Origin of the sequence: Dysgonomonas sp. BGC7, from assembly GCF_001261735.1 — a bacterium.
Classification (GTDB): domain Bacteria; phylum Bacteroidota; class Bacteroidia; order Bacteroidales; family Dysgonomonadaceae; genus Dysgonomonas.
In genome coordinates this window covers 69850-86158 of record NZ_CVRP01000020.1, presented here as the reverse complement: position 1 = coordinate 86158, position 16309 = coordinate 69850, and the positions used below count along the sequence as shown (strand labels likewise).

General features: G+C 36.0%; 18 protein-coding genes. 17 read left to right on the top strand and 1 reads right to left on the bottom strand.

What is annotated here, in order from left to right; translation table 11 throughout:
• Positions 1–12: 12 nt before the first annotated feature.
• From BGC7_RS16160 to BGC7_RS16110, 11 genes are all read left to right on the top strand, one after another.
• Positions 13–882, top strand: coding sequence for a DUF7847 domain-containing protein (locus BGC7_RS16160; RefSeq protein ID WP_050702637.1), 870 nt, complete (start codon positions 13–15; stop codon positions 880–882).
• Positions 883–940: 58 nt separating this feature from the next.
• Positions 941–1663 (top strand): hypothetical protein, encoded by a 723-nt coding sequence (locus BGC7_RS16155; protein WP_050702636.1) that lies wholly within the window; start codon positions 941–943, stop codon positions 1661–1663.
• The gene (locus BGC7_RS16150) at positions 1653–3023 is read left to right on the top strand and encodes a DUF4350 domain-containing protein (RefSeq protein WP_050702635.1); all 1371 of its coding nucleotides are present in this window, start codon (positions 1653–1655) and stop codon (positions 3021–3023) included. The genes BGC7_RS16155 and BGC7_RS16150 overlap by 11 nt, the downstream gene beginning before the upstream one ends.
• 6 nt (positions 3024–3029) lie before the next feature.
• Positions 3030–4004 (top strand): AAA family ATPase, encoded by a 975-nt coding sequence (locus tag BGC7_RS16145; protein ID WP_050702634.1) that lies wholly within the window; start codon positions 3030–3032, stop codon positions 4002–4004.
• Between the two features lie 107 nt (positions 4005–4111).
• Positions 4112–5335 carry a DUF58 domain-containing protein gene (locus BGC7_RS16140; protein ID WP_242034356.1) on the top strand — a complete coding sequence of 408 codons (1224 nt, stop codon included), beginning with the start codon at positions 4112–4114 and terminating at the stop codon, positions 5333–5335.
• 25 nt (positions 5336–5360) lie between these two features.
• The gene (locus BGC7_RS16135; protein WP_050702632.1) at positions 5361–6494 is read left to right on the top strand and encodes a hypothetical protein; all 1134 of its coding nucleotides are present in this window, start codon (positions 5361–5363) and stop codon (positions 6492–6494) included.
• Positions 6495–6641: 147 nt separating this feature from the next.
• Positions 6642–7973, top strand: a complete 1332-nt coding sequence (locus BGC7_RS16130; RefSeq protein WP_050702679.1) for a deoxyguanosinetriphosphate triphosphohydrolase — start codon at positions 6642–6644, stop codon at positions 7971–7973.
• Positions 7974–8243: 270 nt separating this feature from the next.
• Entirely contained in the window at positions 8244–9641 is a 1398-nt protein-coding gene (locus BGC7_RS16125; protein ID WP_050702631.1) for a TolC family protein, read from the top strand.
• A gap of 31 nt (positions 9642–9672) precedes the next feature.
• Positions 9673–10665: an HlyD family secretion protein gene (locus BGC7_RS16120; RefSeq protein ID WP_050702630.1), complete on the top strand. Its 993-nt coding sequence runs from the start codon at positions 9673–9675 to the stop codon at positions 10663–10665.
• 32 nt (positions 10666–10697) lie between these two features.
• Positions 10698–11867, top strand: a complete 1170-nt coding sequence (locus BGC7_RS16115) for an ABC transporter permease (protein ID WP_050702629.1) — start codon at positions 10698–10700, stop codon at positions 11865–11867.
• A gap of 17 nt (positions 11868–11884) precedes the next feature.
• Complete coding sequence (locus tag BGC7_RS16110) at positions 11885–13081, top strand: ABC transporter permease (protein ID WP_050702628.1); 1197 nt, start codon at positions 11885–11887, stop codon at positions 13079–13081.
• A gap of 88 nt (positions 13082–13169) precedes the next feature.
• On the opposite strand, the gene BGC7_RS16105 is transcribed toward BGC7_RS16110, so the two are convergent.
• Entirely contained in the window at positions 13170–13391 is a 222-nt protein-coding gene (locus tag BGC7_RS16105; RefSeq protein WP_050702627.1) for a putative signal transducing protein, read from the bottom strand.
• A 189-nt stretch (positions 13392–13580) separates the two neighbouring features.
• On the opposite strand from BGC7_RS16105, the gene BGC7_RS16100 reads away from it, so the two are divergent.
• The 6 genes from BGC7_RS16100 to BGC7_RS16075 all read left to right on the top strand — a co-directional run bounded on the left by BGC7_RS16100 (position 13581) and on the right by BGC7_RS16075 (position 16304).
• A complete protein-coding gene (locus BGC7_RS16100) occupies positions 13581–14030 on the top strand; it encodes a DUF2141 domain-containing protein (protein WP_050702626.1) in 450 nt (149 codons plus the stop codon).
• 190 nt (positions 14031–14220) lie between these two features.
• Positions 14221–14619 carry a hypothetical protein gene (locus BGC7_RS16095; protein WP_050702625.1) on the top strand — a complete coding sequence of 133 codons (399 nt, stop codon included), beginning with the start codon at positions 14221–14223 and terminating at the stop codon, positions 14617–14619.
• 97 nt (positions 14620–14716) lie between these two features.
• Positions 14717–15340 (top strand): MFS transporter, encoded by a 624-nt coding sequence (locus BGC7_RS16090; protein WP_050702624.1) that lies wholly within the window; start codon positions 14717–14719, stop codon positions 15338–15340.
• Positions 15333–15617: a winged helix-turn-helix domain-containing protein gene (locus BGC7_RS16085; RefSeq protein ID WP_050702678.1), complete on the top strand. Its 285-nt coding sequence runs from the start codon at positions 15333–15335 to the stop codon at positions 15615–15617. The genes BGC7_RS16090 and BGC7_RS16085 overlap by 8 nt, the downstream gene beginning before the upstream one ends.
• Before the next feature lie 165 nt (positions 15618–15782).
• A complete protein-coding gene (locus tag BGC7_RS16080) occupies positions 15783–16028 on the top strand; it encodes a GlsB/YeaQ/YmgE family stress response membrane protein (RefSeq protein WP_050702623.1) in 246 nt (81 codons plus the stop codon).
• Positions 16029–16052: 24 nt separating this feature from the next.
• Positions 16053–16304 carry a hypothetical protein gene (locus BGC7_RS16075; RefSeq protein WP_050702622.1) on the top strand — a complete coding sequence of 84 codons (252 nt, stop codon included), beginning with the start codon at positions 16053–16055 and terminating at the stop codon, positions 16302–16304.
• Positions 16305–16309 lie beyond the last annotated feature (5 nt).

Genomic DNA, 16309 nt, shown 5'->3' with positions numbered 1-16309 from the left:
ATAAAAAAACAGATGGAAGAGCAAAAGAGAATAAATCTCGTTACGGAGAGGGATTTTAGTGAAAATTTCGATTTAGCACTCACTTTTATTAAGCAAAATTACGGTGCTATACTAAAACCTATATGTATATTTATTCCGATTTTCCTTATTGCAATATACCTAATACCTAATACACAAAACGTTTCCATGAGCAGTATGGCTGCTTATGACAACCCTATCGACATGTACAAAAGTCTCTTCCCAATAGGAGCCATTATTGCGTATTTCATCACCGGGATATCCATGTATCTTACAATACTATATACCATAACATATATGGCCACATATGCAAAATCTACAGATGGTATTGTCAAGAGTTCCGATATTTGGAATAGAGTAAAAAAGGTAATGATTCCTCTGTTTTTAGGCTCCATATTATTTAGCCTATTAGTGGGAATAGGCACCATATTCTGTATTATTCCGGGAATTATAATATATGTATATCTAGGATTCTATATGTATACATATATAAATGAAGACTTGGGTATTATTGACTCTTTCCAACGAAGCTTCAATCTGGTAAAAAATAATTGGTGGGTAACTTTCGGATTTGGTCTTATATTCGGTATTCTTTTCTTTATTGTAAGTATGATATTTTCAATACCAAGCTACATAGCAATTTTGGGGCCAACGCTAGATATAGAATTTCTAAAAAGCGACATCTACATGTATGTAGCTACCCTTATCAGCAGCTTGGGCTCATTTCTTCTCTATCCGTTATTATACATGGCAATGGGAATATTGTATTACAGTCATGTAGCAAAACTTGATGGTACAGACATGGATTCGGAGATAGAAAACATAGGAACTTATGAGAATGGAGATGACAAGCCTCGTTATTAAATAAAAGAGTAACAGATTGAAATCAGAGAAACTATATAAAATATTAGTAGGGAGTATTATGGTAATACTCTTAACTTTCGTAACTACTCCTCTATTCGGGCATAGTGATACTATATCAACTCTCTCTGAGAGCAGTGCCATCCAACTATCGGTACCACAAACTCCTGTAATTTTTAGAGTTCCCGAAAAGGAAAAGATACTAGAATACCAAAAAGACAGCAAATTCAGTTATCAAAGAGTAGAGAGAAGTCCATCCCTTTGGAATAAATTTAAATATTGGTTCTTCGATTTATTCAATGATATAGCTTCGGCTGTAATTAAGTCCGGCTTTCCGGGCATTGCGGTAGTTATAATATTTGTAATAATCATATGTCTAATTGTGCTGAAACTGTTAGGTGTGGACTATAAGACAATCTTCAGAAAGAAAAAAATAGATACACCCGAAATAGATATATACACAGAGAATGTACATGCTATGGATTTTGAAACATTGATAGCAAATGCTATGAAGAACAAAGATTACCGCTTGGCTGTACGATTCCTTTATCTTAAAAACCTGAAGCAACTATCCGACAAAGAGATTATAGACTGGAAAGCAAACAAAACAAACTATAGCTACCAGCACGAAATAAACAACATCTCCCTACGCTCTAAGTTTTTGGAAGCTACTCTTATATTTGACTATATATGGTATGGAGAATTTACCCTGGACGACAATAAGTTTTCGGAGGTATATACCCGAATGAATGAATTTAATCAAATGATAGGTAATGAAAGATAAGAAGATGATGGCATTAATAGCATTGATCGTCCTCTTACTTTTAGGATTATCATATGCTAAAACCCAATCGCCCGAAGCTGTCGATTGGACACCTAGTTTCATTAATACAAAAACGTCGCCATATGGTACATATATAACATATCATTTGTTGGATGATATTTTCGACAAGAAAAATATACGCACCACACGTGTACCGATATACAATAATCTGAAAGATGATTTGGCAAAGTATATTTCTTATCCCGAAGAAGGCTATACTTACGATGACAGCCTCTACGAGTCGGAAGATTATGATGATGAATACGAAGAATCTATAGTTTCCGATACAATCGAAATGCCCGACAGCGATACAATAGTACATATGCCATCCGTAAACCCAACCGATTGGTATCACCAGATAGAAAACATACAAGACACTACTTCTTATATTTTCATCAATACATCCTTCGTCCTCGAAAAGCTGGACTTAGAATATATGTTGGATTTTGTAGGCTTAGGTAATAACATATTCATCTCTGCCGAAAGATTCGACAACAAGCTGATGGACACATTGCGGATAAGTATGGATAGGAATTATTTCTCTTCCGATTCCATCTTTACACTCAACGATTTTGCAAAAAAAGAATATCGTTTTGGAAGTATCAACAATCAGACTAAACTGAACACCGACAGTTGCTTATTCCCTGTGAGGACATTAGCAACAAACAATAAAAACGACACTGTATTTGTAGAAGTAACATACGGAAAAGGGCATATATATTTGCATACTCTTCCTACAGCTTTTGCAAATATAAATATGTTGCAAACAAACAAATATGATTTTGGATTCCGTTCATTATCCTATCTGCCCGAAAACAGCCTTATAATATGGGACGAGTACCAAAAACAAGGAGCAATAGGAGAAGGTAGCGATTTTAGAATGATGTTGACCAATCCTCCTCTACGAATTGCACTATATATTATACTTGGTGGATTATTGTTATTCATGCTGTTCAGATCGAAGAGAACACAACGCGTAATACCCGTAATAAATCCGCCGATAAATTCATCTCTCGAGTTTCTCGATACCATAAGCAACTTATATCACAGACATAAAGACTTTAACACTATCGTAGAAAAACGACATGCGTACTTTCTCGATTTCATCAGAAAAAACTATTATCTGCAAACAGAAAATATAGATAAGGATTTCATCAATATTTTAAGTGCAAAAACTAACATAGAAAAAGAGAAACTGATACAAATATTCGAATTATATAAAGATATGGCTTCCCTTGCTTACATACCGGAAAACAGTTTTCTGAAATATAACAGCCTGCTGGAAGAATTTTACAGAAGTGTGAAAACAAATAAAACATAATATATTATGTCAGAATTAGAATTCCAATCGAGAATAGATTTCTCCGAATTGAGCCAAAGTGTTCAAAACATAAAAGAAGAAATAGGCCGTGTAATAGTAGGGCAACATCAGATGATAGAACAAATGATAGTTGCTATACTTGCTAACGGTCACGTACTGGTAGAAGGTGTTCCCGGTGTGGCTAAAACCTTATCGGCAAAATTACTGGCTAAAACTATAGATGTAGGCTTTAGCCGCATACAGTTTACTCCAGACCTTATGCCTTCCGACGTATTAGGGACGAGCGTATTTATGCCCGGAACAGGCAAGTTCGATTTCAAGAAAGGCCCTATATTCTCCAATATAGTTCTTATAGATGAAATAAACCGTTCGCCGGCAAAAACTCAGGCTGCACTATTTGAAGTAATGGAAGAGCGTCAGGTAACCAACGATGGCACTACCTATAAGATGAGTTATCCTTTTTTGGTAATGGCAACCCAGAACCCTATCGAACAGGAAGGTACATATCGTCTACCGGAGGCACAGCTAGACCGTTTCCTTTTCAAAATAGTTGTAGATTACCCAAGTATTACTGAAGAAATATCAATTCTGGAAAGACAACATAAAGGAGAACTTTCAGCCGAAGTAGGAATAAAACCAATACTTACAGCCGAAAGATTAAATGATTTGCGCCGTGCTGTAGAAAAAGTACAGGTAGAGCAACATTTACTCGAATATATAGCTCAAATTGTAGCAGCTACACGTCAGAGCCCTTGGATTACACTAGGAGCTTCACCACGCGCTTCATTGGCTATATTGAATGCCTCTAAAGCTCTTGCCGCTATAAGAGGGCGAGACTTTATCACTCCTGATGATATAAAAGAAATAGCTGTACCTGTGCTACGTCATAGGGTTTTATTAACACCGGAAAAAGAAATGGACGGTACATCTACCGACACAATTATATGCCAGCTAATAGACAAAGCGGAAGTTCCCCGATAATGCGGTTTTTTAGAAGCTTATATCTTACAAACCGTTTTTTCATCGCACTTATTTTATGTGTGCTGGGGTTCTTCGCATCCTTTATCTTCGAAGAATTTTTCTTCATAATGCAAGTTATATTCGGAGTGATTGTAGCATCTTTCCTCTTGGATATTCTCACTGCATACCGACAAAAGAAAGGTATCGTTGCCTCCCGAACATGCCCCGACAGGCTATCTAACGGAGATATAAATACAATTTCCATTTCTATTACAAACCGATATCCATACAACGTTAGAATAAGGGTAATAGAAGAAGTTCCTTTTCAGTTTCAGAAACGGGATCTTAATTTCGATATGAATCTGTCTATAAATAGCACAGAGGTTATTTACTACGACTTGCGCCCAACCGAAAGAGGACAATATCAATTTGGTGCATTAAATATCTATGCTTCGGGTATTTTTGGCTTTATCAGCCGTAGATATATTTTCGACACCAACAAAGATGTTGCTGTATATCCGTCTTTCATCGAGATGCACAAGTATGAACTACTCGCGGCATCGCACCGTCTGACTGACTATGGCATAAAAAAAATAAGAAGAATCGGACATGCCACAGAATTTGACCAGATAAAGCATTATACCGCAGGCGACGATCCGCGCACCATTAACTATAAAGCTACTGCACGTATGAACCAACTGATGGTGAACACCTATCAGGAAGAAAAATCGCAACCTGTGTATTGTCTGATAGATAAGGGACGCACAATGAAAATGCCTTTCAAAGAAATGACCTTGTTGGACTATGCGATCAATTCCTCTCTTATGGTTTGCAGTACAGCCTTAAACAAAGGAGATAAGGCTGGGCTTATAACTTTTTCGAAAAACATAGACGAAATATTGCCTGCTGATAAGCAACGACGTCAGCGAAATAAAATATTGGAAACATTATACGCTCAGAAAACAGACTTCAAAGAGTCTGACTACGAACGGCTATATGTCACAGTAAGACGGAAAATAACTCAACGAAGTCTTGTTATCTTATATACTAATTTCGAGACAGTGAACGGAATGAGAAGGCAGCTAAGGTATCTGAGCCATTTGGCAAAAGATCATCTTGTACTCGTTGCTTTCTTCCTCAACTCTGAATTTAACGAAGTGCTGGACTCTACTCCCACAAATCTTGACGAAACTTTCAGAAAAGGAATAGCCGAGAAATTATCGAACGACAAATTTCTGATTGTGAAAGAACTGAACAGATACGGCATTCATACTATATTATCGAAACCCGAGAACCTCACTATCAATTCTATAAATAAATATCTGGAATTTAAGGCAAGAGGTTTGATATAATGAATTACTCTTTTTATTTAAGATTATGAGAACAAAGCAACGAGATCATATTTCATCAAACAAAGAGACTTTGAAAAATAAAGAGCCCATTGAGAATTCTCTAAACAAGGCATCTATTTCGAACAACAAGAGATCAAAATTTCTTTTTCACAAGAGAAAATGGTTCGAGGTTTCCATATCGGCTATAATAGGATTTTGCATGCCAATTTCATATGAAGGGATAAAAACTATAAGGACAGACAAGCTAGCTCAAGAAGCCATTCAAAAATTAGATAACAAATATAATATAGAAGGTAAAAAAGGGATTAATGACTACCCTGCACTATTAAAAAACATCGAAGACAACCCTAAATACAAATCTGAATATAACTTCTTCTATGGTTATTACCTATTGCAAAGTGACTTTTATCAAAGGAGTAACGAATTAGGAGCAGACTTTTATTTTAGGGCAATATCTCCAACCTCCAAATACTATAACACATCTCTAACTCTAAGATATAATCATCTGATTGACTTGAAGAGTGAAGCACGCATCACAGAACGTAGATTCTATGCGTTACTGGAACAGATACTTATCGAATTTGAAGCAAATAACAGTTTCAGTCATAATTATTTTTACCTTTATATAGAAAGACTCATAGGAGATCCTAACAGTACAATATTAGACTTCTATGATACATACTTGCGTTTTCAACAAGAAATTAAAGTTCCTTTCAACCCGTTATATAAACGTGTTCCTAAAATAAAAGTCAAAGATAGAGATATGCAAACATTTGTCAAAGAAAATTATGCATACCTTCTCCAAGAACGGGCAATACAATATTTATTTATGCTAAATATACTAGCAGGATCTCCTAGGAATGAAGAAGAATTGAAAATACAAATAGATATGTGCCCCTATTTAGTCTTCGAAAACGAAGATGATATGAATAATCATATACAAACAGTAGAATTAGGATTAAATGCTTTCATTGGCAAGAATACGGGCGAAACTATTCTTAAGAATCTAAATGGTTTGATTAAAGAAAAATACAATCTAAAACCAGCTATTACGCTAAAAGAATATAGACCGGCGAATAACTATGTAATGAAAGTAGAGGCTATAATTCCAGTTGATGACGCCGACGAAGATAACAAACCCGTTACTCAAAAGAAATGAATCGCTTACAACTTTTATATACGCCATATACATCTATCCATTCAGCTATATATCTTTTTAACACTTATAGGCCAAAGAGTTTAATATCTCAAAGAAACCGCTTCGAAATAAAAGACTTATCTTTGAACCTGTAAATAAAAAAGTATGATGAATTGGCAAAAATTACTTTCGGCTAAACGCTTTGGAATGGAAGAATATCATGATGAAAAACACCATGACCGTTCCGATTTTCAAAGAGACTATGACCGTCTCATATTCTCCTCTCCTTTTCGCCGTCTGCAAAACAAGACACAGGTATTCCCCCTTCCGGGAAGTATATTTGTACATAATAGACTCACTCACAGCATAGAAGTATCTAGTGTCGGCCGCTCATTAGGAGTAATAATAAGCAGAGAGTTGCGAAAAAGATATTCTGAATCCTCTGCCGATTTTGAAGATATAAGTTCCATTGTAGCGGCAGGATGCCTAGCTCATGATTTAGGGAATCCTCCTTTCGGGCACTCGGGAGAGACTGCTATCAGCAGCTTTTTCTCAGAAGGTAAAGGAAAGTATCTGGAACAAAAGGTGAAGGAAGAAGGCGGACGCTGGGAAGACCTTATCAACTTTGAGGGAAATGCCAATTCTATACGGCTATTAATACACCAATTCAACGGCAGGCGCAAAGGAGGCTTTGCAATGACTTATTCTATGCTGGCTTCCATAGCTAAATACCCATACTCCTCCACTGCACCTAATCAGAAGGGGAAATTCGGATTTTTCCAATCGGAGGAAGATGATTTTAGGCGAATAGCAAACGAGTTGGGAATGCTTTGTGTTAGCGAGAATCCTCTCCAGTTCGTCCGACATCCTCTGGTATATCTTGTAGAAGCGGCCGATGACATCTGCTACAAAATAATGGACATAGAAGATGCTCACAAGCTAGGCTTATTGTCTACCGAGCAAACGATCAGTCTGTTTATGAACTTCTTTGATGAAGAAAGACAGCAGAAAATGAAAAGGACGATGGACAGAGTCAGCGACACAAATGAACAAATCGCATACTTGAGATCTAGTGTCATTGGACTGTTAGTGGATGAATGTTCGAGGGTCTTCTTAGATAACGAAGAAACTATTATGCTTGGCCAATTCGAGGGTGCACTAATAAAACATGTATCTCCCCTCCCCAACCAGGCAAATAAAGATGCTACTAAAATAAGTATTTCTAAAATATATAAAACTAAGGATGTCGTAGATATAGAGCTTGCAGGCCATCGAATCATTGGTTTTCTACTCGAAACATTTATTACAGCCGTAACAGAACACCCGACAACAAAATATTCAGAGCTTATTATTAGCCGGATACCTGAGCAGTTTGAAATACATGTAGACAGTACTTATAAGAGAATACTTGCAGTCCTTGATTTTGTTTCTGGAATGACCGATGTATATGCTCTCGACCTATACCGTAAAATAACAGGGATGAGCCTGCCTACCGTATAAAGGAATAGAGAAAAGTAAAAGGCATTAAACGAAGGAAGAAATGCACTTCTTTCATTTAAAGAAATTTTCACTCCATGCAAAAAACGTAAAATCCAGAAAGAGACTGTTCCTATGAACCTTTTTTTACCAAGAATGTTAAATTATTTATAAATTAGTTCTTATATTTTATAAATGATTACTTCTATTTTGTATTTTTAAAAAGTGTATATACTTTTGCAATATAGTTGCATAAACAATTAAATAACGGTATAAAATTAGTACTTTAATAATATGATAAGAAAAAGCATTGCAGCATTCTTTTTATTAACCTTTACATGCAGTACAATAGCTACAGCCCAACAGCATTTAAGCCTTGAACAGTGTCGACAGTTAGCAATAGAGAATAATAAGGCTCTCAAAATAGCTTCTGAGCAAGAACGAATGGCATATTACGATAAAAAGGAAGCATTAACAAAATTCTTCCCCGAAATACAGTTTATGGGAGGATATATGCGCAATCAGAAAAATCTACATCTGATATCCTCTTCCACAATAGCGGCTATTCCATCATCCATTCCACTCCCAATACCTATAGAAGGAATTACATCCATACCATTGGATAAGCTAAAAGATGGACTCACTGACTTGGGAACTGTAGATATCAAAAATGTATGGGCAGGAGGCTTTAATCTTACCCAACCAATATTTATGGGAGGAAAAATAGTTGCGTATAATGATCTGCGAGGCTATGCTCAGGAATTAGCTGCAACGATGAAAGAGACTAAAATGGCTGATGTGATTGTCGAGGTGGACAATGCCTATTGGCAAGTAGTTTCCATTTCTAATAAACAAAAACTAGCTCAAGGTTATGTCGATCTTATGAAAAAAATGGATTCCGATATATCTGCTATGGAACAAGAGGGCGTTGTAACAAAAGCAGACAGGCTCTCAGTGAATGTAAAATTGAACGAAGCAGAAATGACATTGACCAAAGCAGACAATGGACTAAGCCTTGCAAAAATGCTATTATCCCAAATTTGTGGTTTGGAGATCAGCAATGCCATTACTTTGAAAGATGAAAACATAGATGAAATAGCAACCCCGACAGAAAGCGAAACTTTACCTAATATTGACGAAGCGTTAGCTAATAGATCAGAGATCAGGAGTCTTGAGCTAGCTAGCAAAATATACGCAAAGAAAGAAAAAATTGCATTAGCAGACTTTATGCCAAATGTAGCACTTACTGCTAATTACATATGGACAAACCCTAATTTATTCGACGGATTCGAAAAGAAATTCGGAGGCATGTGGAATGTCGGTGTTGTAGTAAAAGTTCCGCTCAACTTTGCTTCAAATTCGGCAAAACTAAATTCAGCAAAAGCTGAAACGAAAATCAAACAATATGAACTGGCCGATGCAAAGGAAAAAATCACACTTCAGATAAATCAATCAGCATATAAGCTCGATGAAGCCAATAAAAAATATCTATCGACTCGCAAAAATGTTGAAAAAGCAGACGAAAACTTGCGTTATGCAAACGTCGGTTTTGAGGAAGGAGTTATTGCCGCTTCCGATGTAATGGCTGCACATACAGCATGGCTGGCTGCACATTCCGATTTTATTGATGCCCAGATAGACATCGTATTGTCAAAAATATATTTAAACAAAGCCTTGGGCCGCAAATTATAATACTAAAAATAATAAATACATCATAGAACGTATGGACACAGAAAATAAAAGATCAGGATCGAAGCTTATACCAATCCTAGCCTTTTCCACAGTTATTATCGCAGTCGGACTTTATGGTTTTTTCTTCCTCAATCAGGAAGATAATATAATACAAGGAGAGGCTGATGTTACCGAAGTACGTATATCAAGTAAAGTACCGGGGCGCATTGCAAAGTATCTTGTAGATGAAGGCAGCTTCGTCAAACAGGGAGACACTTTGGCTATTCTCAGCATTCCCGATGTAGAGGCTAAACTGGCACAGGCCAGCGCAGCAGAACAAGGTGCTGCTGCACAAAACAAAAAAGCTATAAAAGGAGCAAGAACAGAGCAAATTCAGGGAGCTTTCGAAATGTGGCAGAAAGCAAAAGTAGGAGTAGATATAGCTCAAAAATCATTTACCCGTGTGCAGAATCTTTTCGATAAAGGAGTTGTTACAGCACAGAAACGAGATGAGGTAGAAGCTCAGCTAAATGCAGCAATAGCAACCGAAAAAGCAGCTAAATCTCAATACAACATGGCTGTAAATGGGGCTGAACGAGAAGACAAAGAGGCAGCATTAGCCCTACTGGACAGAGCCAAAGGAGCTGTTGCTGAAGTAGAATCTTATATCGCTGAAAGCTATCTTATATCGCCTATAGATGGAAAAGTTTCTGAAAAATTTCCAAATGTAGGAGAGTTGGTCGGATCAGGAGCACCAATAATGAATATTGCAACCTTAGATGACAAATGGGGATCTTTTAATATCAGAGAAGACCGTCTGAAAGACTATAAAGATATAGGTAAAACGTTGAATGTATATGTTCCAGCATTGGACAAGGACGTAGAAATGGTGGTGTATTATGTAAAAGATCTTGGCTCATATGCAGCATGGAAAGCCACTAAGACAACAGGACAATACGATAGAAAGACCTTTGAAGTGAGAGCTCGCTTTAAAGATCCGAAAGAAGACGTATTACCGGGTATGTCTCTTATAATAAAAAAATAATCGGTTTTTAATAACCTAACTTGAACGTTTAAATGAATTCCGACACAGGGATAATAGCAATATTTAAGAGAGAATGGGGACGAATAGCCAAATCTAAAATTTGTATTTGGGGTATATTTGCCGCTCCGCTGCTGTCTTTAGTTATCTTAATGTGGATGATGAGTAGTGGGCTACCATCTCGCATCCCTATCGCCGTGGTCGATTTGGACAATACGACTACTACGCGGTCTTTGATCAGGCAATTGGATGCATTCGAAAAAACGAATATACAATACAAAAGTTTGTCTTTCAACGAGGCGCGTCATCAGATGGAACGGATGCAGGTATATGCAGTTCTTACCATTCCGAAAGATTTCACAAAGGACGCTATATCCGGAAATCGTCCGAAACTTATTTACTATACAAATAACGCATTTCTTATATCAGGTTCTTTACTATTTCAGGATCTAAAAACAATATCTACACTGGCATCCGCTGCTGTAGGTCTGCAAACAGCAGAAGCCAAGGGATTCACAGAAAATCAGATAATGCCCATTTTGCAACCAATTACAATAGACGCTCATCCTCTTGGTAATCCGTGGCTCAACTATTCTGTTTACCTCAACAATGTAATATTACCCGGCATCTTACAATTAGTAATTCTAATGTTTACAGTATCTAGTTTTGGAGCCGAAGTAAAATCTCATACAGGAAGGCATCTTTTAGAGATGGGCAATGGCTCAATTCTGAAAGTTATGCTAGGAAAGTTGTTGCCATACACTATTATCTACACGTCGATAGCTCTATTGTTTATGTCTGTATTATATTTTTATAACAGATTTCCATTGCATAATGGCTTCTTACCCATGTTCTTCAACTATTTCTGCCTCATATTGGCGGCTCAGGGACTTGGAGTTATATTGTTAGGTATATTCCGAAATTACAGACTATCTCTTAGTATCGGCAGCCTTATAGGTATGGTATCTTTTTCTATCACAGGATTCTCTTTCTCAGCTCTGGCTATGGATGGCAGTCTTAATGCCTTAAGCAACCTGTTTCCACTCAGGCATTTCTTTCTTATCTATGTAGATCAGGCTCTGAATGGTATCGCTGTGGGATATTCTATGTATCAGTTCGCTGCCCTACTTTGTTTTGTGTTGGTTGCATTCTTTTTCTTTGGCTCGATAAAGAAAATGCTGAAAGCTGATATTTATGAAATGTAGAGTTTAACAATCACTTTATGAAGAAATTGCTACTAGATATATATTATGTATGGATAAATGAGCTAAAGCTCGTTTTTAAGGATGGGGCTGTTGTTCTGCTCTTCTTTATTGTGCCTTTGGCTTATCCCGTATTATATAGCTTTATATACAATAACGAGACAGTACACAATGTGAAAGCAATTGTGGTAGATGATTCCAATTCTGCCTTGTCTCGTGAATTTAGGCGCAAAGTAGATGGTTCGGCCGATGTTAAGATTGTAGGATGTGCTACAGATATGGCAGAAGCAAAAGAAGCATTGAAAAGAAAAGAAGCTTATGGAATAATATATATACCTCGCGACTTTAGTGAAAGAATCAATACTCAACAACAAACACAGGTTAGTGTATATTCGGACATGAGCAGCCTATTATTTTACAAAGCTCTACTATTGAGTGCCACAGAGGTTTCTTTAGACATGGGTGCCGATATTCGTGTGGCCGAAACCGGAGGAGGCAGCCAGGAACAGGATGCCACTACACGACAAACTGTCGAAAACCAGTGGGTGACAATGTACAATACACAAAATGGATTTGCCAGTTTCCTTGTACCTGCTATTCTAATACTGATTATACAGCAGACCCTTATACTCGGTATAGCTACTATAGTAGGAACTCATAACGATAAAAAACGATTTACGGTAGCATCTCACACTGCTCAGGGAAAAAATGTAGGAGCATTAAAGCTTACTATAGGAAAAGCTTTTTGCTATGCTTCATTATACATGATAATATCCGTATGGGTTCTTCGGGTAGTGCCTTATTTATTCAAGTTTCCACAAATAGGAGACCCACTCACTATTGCGGCTTTTCTTATGCCGTTTCTGTTGGCTTCTACTTTTTTTGCAATGACAATATCCTATTTTTGTTCTCAACGTGAATTCGGTATGTTATTATTTGTTTTCACTAGCGTCCTGTTTATCTTTATATCAGGTATCTCATGGCCATGGACAGCCATTCCGGCTCCTATACAATCAATAGCTTATATTATACCATCTACTCCCGGAATACATGGCTTTATCAAAATAAATACAATGGGGGCTACCCTACCCGACGTTTGGTTCGAATATATCGCTCTATGGATACAAGCCGGAGTATATTGTATCACTGCGGTATGGATGTACAGATGGTGGATACAGAATTACGATCCGGAATATAAAGGAATGATGAGAAACTGAATAGCTACTTATACATATACTTAAATGAGAGATTATCTATATTATTATTTTAGATTATCTCTCATTTAGTTTTCGAAGTGACAGGTTTCTAGTCATTGCTATCTAAAAAGCCACCCTTCTTCAATAATTCGATTGCTCTTTGGTAATTTTCTGACATTACTTGCAAACGCACAGCATCTATTCCCCCCATAGCAATAGTCAGATATTCTCCACTTATTACACATTCTATGCCATTATCAATCAGATAAGATTTCGCTATTGCCAGATCGGCTTCGAAATTGGCTGTTTTCACTGTTTTAAGCTCATCCATAATATCACGCTTTATATTTATTTTCAAGTAAATATATAAAAAAATAATCAATCTATTAAACAGCCAACCAAACTTAGCATAAATTATTTTATAAAATAATTTTGTTTATAATATAAACTACTTTATATTTGCAAAACGATCATGATTTAAGAGTGTAGAATAATTAATAAACTAATAACAAAACCGATTATGAAAAAGCTTATTACAATTTTATTTTTACTAGCCACAATACTATTCAATCTTAAGGCTCAGAATACAGTATCAATAGATATAGCAGGAATTGAAAACAAGGCAGGAAAACTGTATGTTGCATTATTTGATTCCAAATCTACTTTTTTAAGCAACAAAGCAACAGGCAAAATAGTAGATACCACCGGAGAGACAACAAATGTATCTTTCGAAAATATTACTGCAGGAGATTATGCTGTCGCTATATTTTTTGATGAAAATAATAATGGAAAACTCGATTTAGGAGAATACGGTATACCTACCGAAAAATATGGATTCAGTAATAATGTAGACCCTGCAATCATACGACGGGTTCCTGTCTTTGATGAATGTAAATTTCCTGTAGCCGATAATACAAAAGTGACTATAAAATTAGTTTCTGCAAACAACAAGGAAAAAGGCAAAAACTAGCATTCCTGTATCTCATAAAACTTTATCTATGAACAGAATACTTCTGACAAAAGAGTAGAAAAATGACAAATAAAAAAAACGAATAAAAAGAGTACAACTTTGTCAGGTTTTAGTTAAAATTAATCTTAAAAACAGATAAAATATAGTTATGAAAAAAATATTTTTAGTTTTGCTTTTAATAATTCTATGCATGCCTTCTTCTATAAAAGCTCAATTTAATAAAGATCAAGTTGGTACCAGCTCTTGCTTTAGGAATAACGGACATATAAAAGAATTTACGATTGTGGATGAACAAGTCTCTCGATCTGATAGAAAAACAGTTTATAATTACAATTCGGAAAGACTTCTACAGAATAAAATTCTTTATCGCACAAATGAGTATTCAGAATGGATTGGCATCCAAAAGTATGAATATGAATACAATAATGGGAAATTAACAAATATAGTCTACACCAAATGGAATGAAAAAACATCAGCATGGTCGACTAAAGCCGAACATTTGGTTCATATATATGATATAGATGGGGATTTACTAGCTATAAAACATATACATATAGATAACAACTTCAATTTTATAACAGAAAAATAAACTTCATCATACACCTTTACTTAAATAACACTATTTTTGTTCGGTCTCTGCTGTAATACAGAGACCGGATTAACTCAAATCCGAAAAACAAGTTATTATGGAAAAGAATTTTACTGAGCAAGATAGTCTCAGATTGATTAATGAAATGATCAGTCAGGCAAGAAACAATGTACAAAAAGGATCTGCCGATTCTATGATACTATGGGGCTATGCAACAGCTATAGTGGCTATTGCCAATTTTGTTCTTCTATACACATTGGAGAAACCATATTATTCGTTCAACATATGGTGGGCAATGGTATTGGTAGGTATTGTTTCTAGAATAATGAATAATAGAAATGACAAGAGCTCGATAGTAAAAACTCACATAGACAAAATCATAAGCAGTGTATGGGACGGTTTTGCTATTTCAGTTATAATTTTTTTGATTATTGTTTTCACTTCATGCTTTCTCACACATTCCTATACGCAAACATGGATCATTACTCCGGTTATACTAGCTATACTCGGACTAGCGCAATATGTAACAGCAACAGCTTGCCGTCACAAACTATTTTACTATGCAGCGATCATTTTTTGGTGCGGAGCTTTAGTTTGTCTGGCTTCATTCTTTATATTTCCTCAGGCTGGTACTCAATTTATAATATTGGCAATCTGTATGATTCTCGGGCTGGCAATACCTGGGCATGTACTCAATCGTAAAGCAAAAGAAAATGTTTAAAGACTTAGACCCTCTATTACATTCGCAGTTGCGGTTGGCAATAATTTCTATATTATTATCAGTCGAGGAGGCCGATTTTGTTTTTATCCGAGAAAAGACAGGGGCTACAGCAGGTAACTTGAGTGTACAGATTGAAAAGTTAAACGAGGCTCAATATATCGAAGTCAATAAGTTTATAGACGGCAAAAGGCCTAAAACAGTTTGCAAAATAACGAAAAAAGGAATTAATGCTTTCGACAAATATGTAAAAGACCTTCAGACTTATATAAAAAAGTAAAAGCAATACAGAACAACGCATACAAAAGGTTTCAGGTCTATCCTCAACCTACTTAACTTTTCTATTTTTACATTTTACATAAAACCTTTTTTACCGATTATATGTTCTATTATTAACAGATGGATGTCTATATCCTGTAAATATAAACGATAAAACAAAACAATTATGGGTATTATTTGGTCTATTATAATTGGTATAGCAGCAGGTTTTATTGCTGGCAAAATAATGAAAGGTAGTGGGTTTGGTCTTATATTAAACCTCATAGTCGGAGTTATTGGTGGAGTATTAGGAGGATGGATATTCTCTTTGCTCGGATTAAGCATCAATAGCATAATAGGAAATTTAGTTATGTCGACAATCGGAGCAGTCGTTTTGTTATGGATAATATCATTATTTAGAAAAAAGGAATAAACACAACTTAAAATAGTATAGATTATGAAAAAGGTTTTAATTGGAGCTGCCGTAGGACTTGCAGCGGGCTATGTTTTGTATAGACTATATCAGGATGGCAAATTGGATGGCATATGCGATAGTGCAAATAAATTTGCCACTAAAGCAAAAAGAGATCTCAAAAATGCAGTAGATGTAAGTAAAAATCAAGTAGAATATCTGAAAGAAAGAGCAGAATACGGTGTCAACAAGGCCAAAGAAAAATTGGATGAGATATCGGAAACTCAAGTGAAATAAATTTT

Excerpts from the sequence above, each read along its gene's own strand:
- BGC7_RS16095 (WP_050702625.1), top strand. The coding sequence starts at position 14,221 with ATGCCTTCTTCTATAAAAGCTCAATTTAATAAAGATCAAGTTGGTACC.
- BGC7_RS16130 (WP_050702679.1), top strand. The coding sequence starts at position 6,642 with ATGAATTGGCAAAAATTACTTTCGGCTAAACGCTTTGGAATGGAAGAA.
- BGC7_RS16085 (WP_050702678.1), top strand. The coding sequence starts at position 15,333 with ATGTTTAAAGACTTAGACCCTCTATTACATTCGCAGTTGCGGTTGGCA.
- BGC7_RS16075 (WP_050702622.1), top strand. The coding sequence starts at position 16,053 with ATGAAAAAGGTTTTAATTGGAGCTGCCGTAGGACTTGCAGCGGGCTAT.
- BGC7_RS16080 (WP_050702623.1), top strand. The coding sequence starts at position 15,783 with ATGGGTATTATTTGGTCTATTATAATTGGTATAGCAGCAGGTTTTATT.
- BGC7_RS16090 (WP_050702624.1), top strand. The coding sequence starts at position 14,717 with ATGGAAAAGAATTTTACTGAGCAAGATAGTCTCAGATTGATTAATGAA.
- BGC7_RS16160 (WP_050702637.1), top strand. The coding sequence starts at position 13 with ATGGAAGAGCAAAAGAGAATAAATCTCGTTACGGAGAGGGATTTTAGT.
- BGC7_RS16135 (WP_050702632.1), top strand. The coding sequence starts at position 5,361 with ATGAGAACAAAGCAACGAGATCATATTTCATCAAACAAAGAGACTTTG.
- BGC7_RS16150 (WP_050702635.1), top strand. The coding sequence starts at position 1,653 with ATGAAAGATAAGAAGATGATGGCATTAATAGCATTGATCGTCCTCTTA.
- BGC7_RS16100 (WP_050702626.1), top strand. The coding sequence starts at position 13,581 with ATGAAAAAGCTTATTACAATTTTATTTTTACTAGCCACAATACTATTC.
- BGC7_RS16145 (WP_050702634.1), top strand. The coding sequence starts at position 3,030 with ATGTCAGAATTAGAATTCCAATCGAGAATAGATTTCTCCGAATTGAGC.
- BGC7_RS16155 (WP_050702636.1), top strand. The coding sequence starts at position 941 with ATGGTAATACTCTTAACTTTCGTAACTACTCCTCTATTCGGGCATAGT.
- BGC7_RS16110 (WP_050702628.1), top strand. The coding sequence starts at position 11,885 with ATGAAGAAATTGCTACTAGATATATATTATGTATGGATAAATGAGCTA.
- BGC7_RS16125 (WP_050702631.1), top strand. The coding sequence starts at position 8,244 with ATGATAAGAAAAAGCATTGCAGCATTCTTTTTATTAACCTTTACATGC.
- BGC7_RS16105 (WP_050702627.1), bottom strand. The coding sequence starts at position 13,391 with ATGGATGAGCTTAAAACAGTGAAAACAGCCAATTTCGAAGCCGATCTG.
- BGC7_RS16115 (WP_050702629.1), top strand. The coding sequence starts at position 10,698 with ATGAATTCCGACACAGGGATAATAGCAATATTTAAGAGAGAATGGGGA.
- BGC7_RS16140 (WP_242034356.1), top strand. The coding sequence starts at position 4,112 with ATGCAAGTTATATTCGGAGTGATTGTAGCATCTTTCCTCTTGGATATT.
- BGC7_RS16120 (WP_050702630.1), top strand. The coding sequence starts at position 9,673 with ATGGACACAGAAAATAAAAGATCAGGATCGAAGCTTATACCAATCCTA.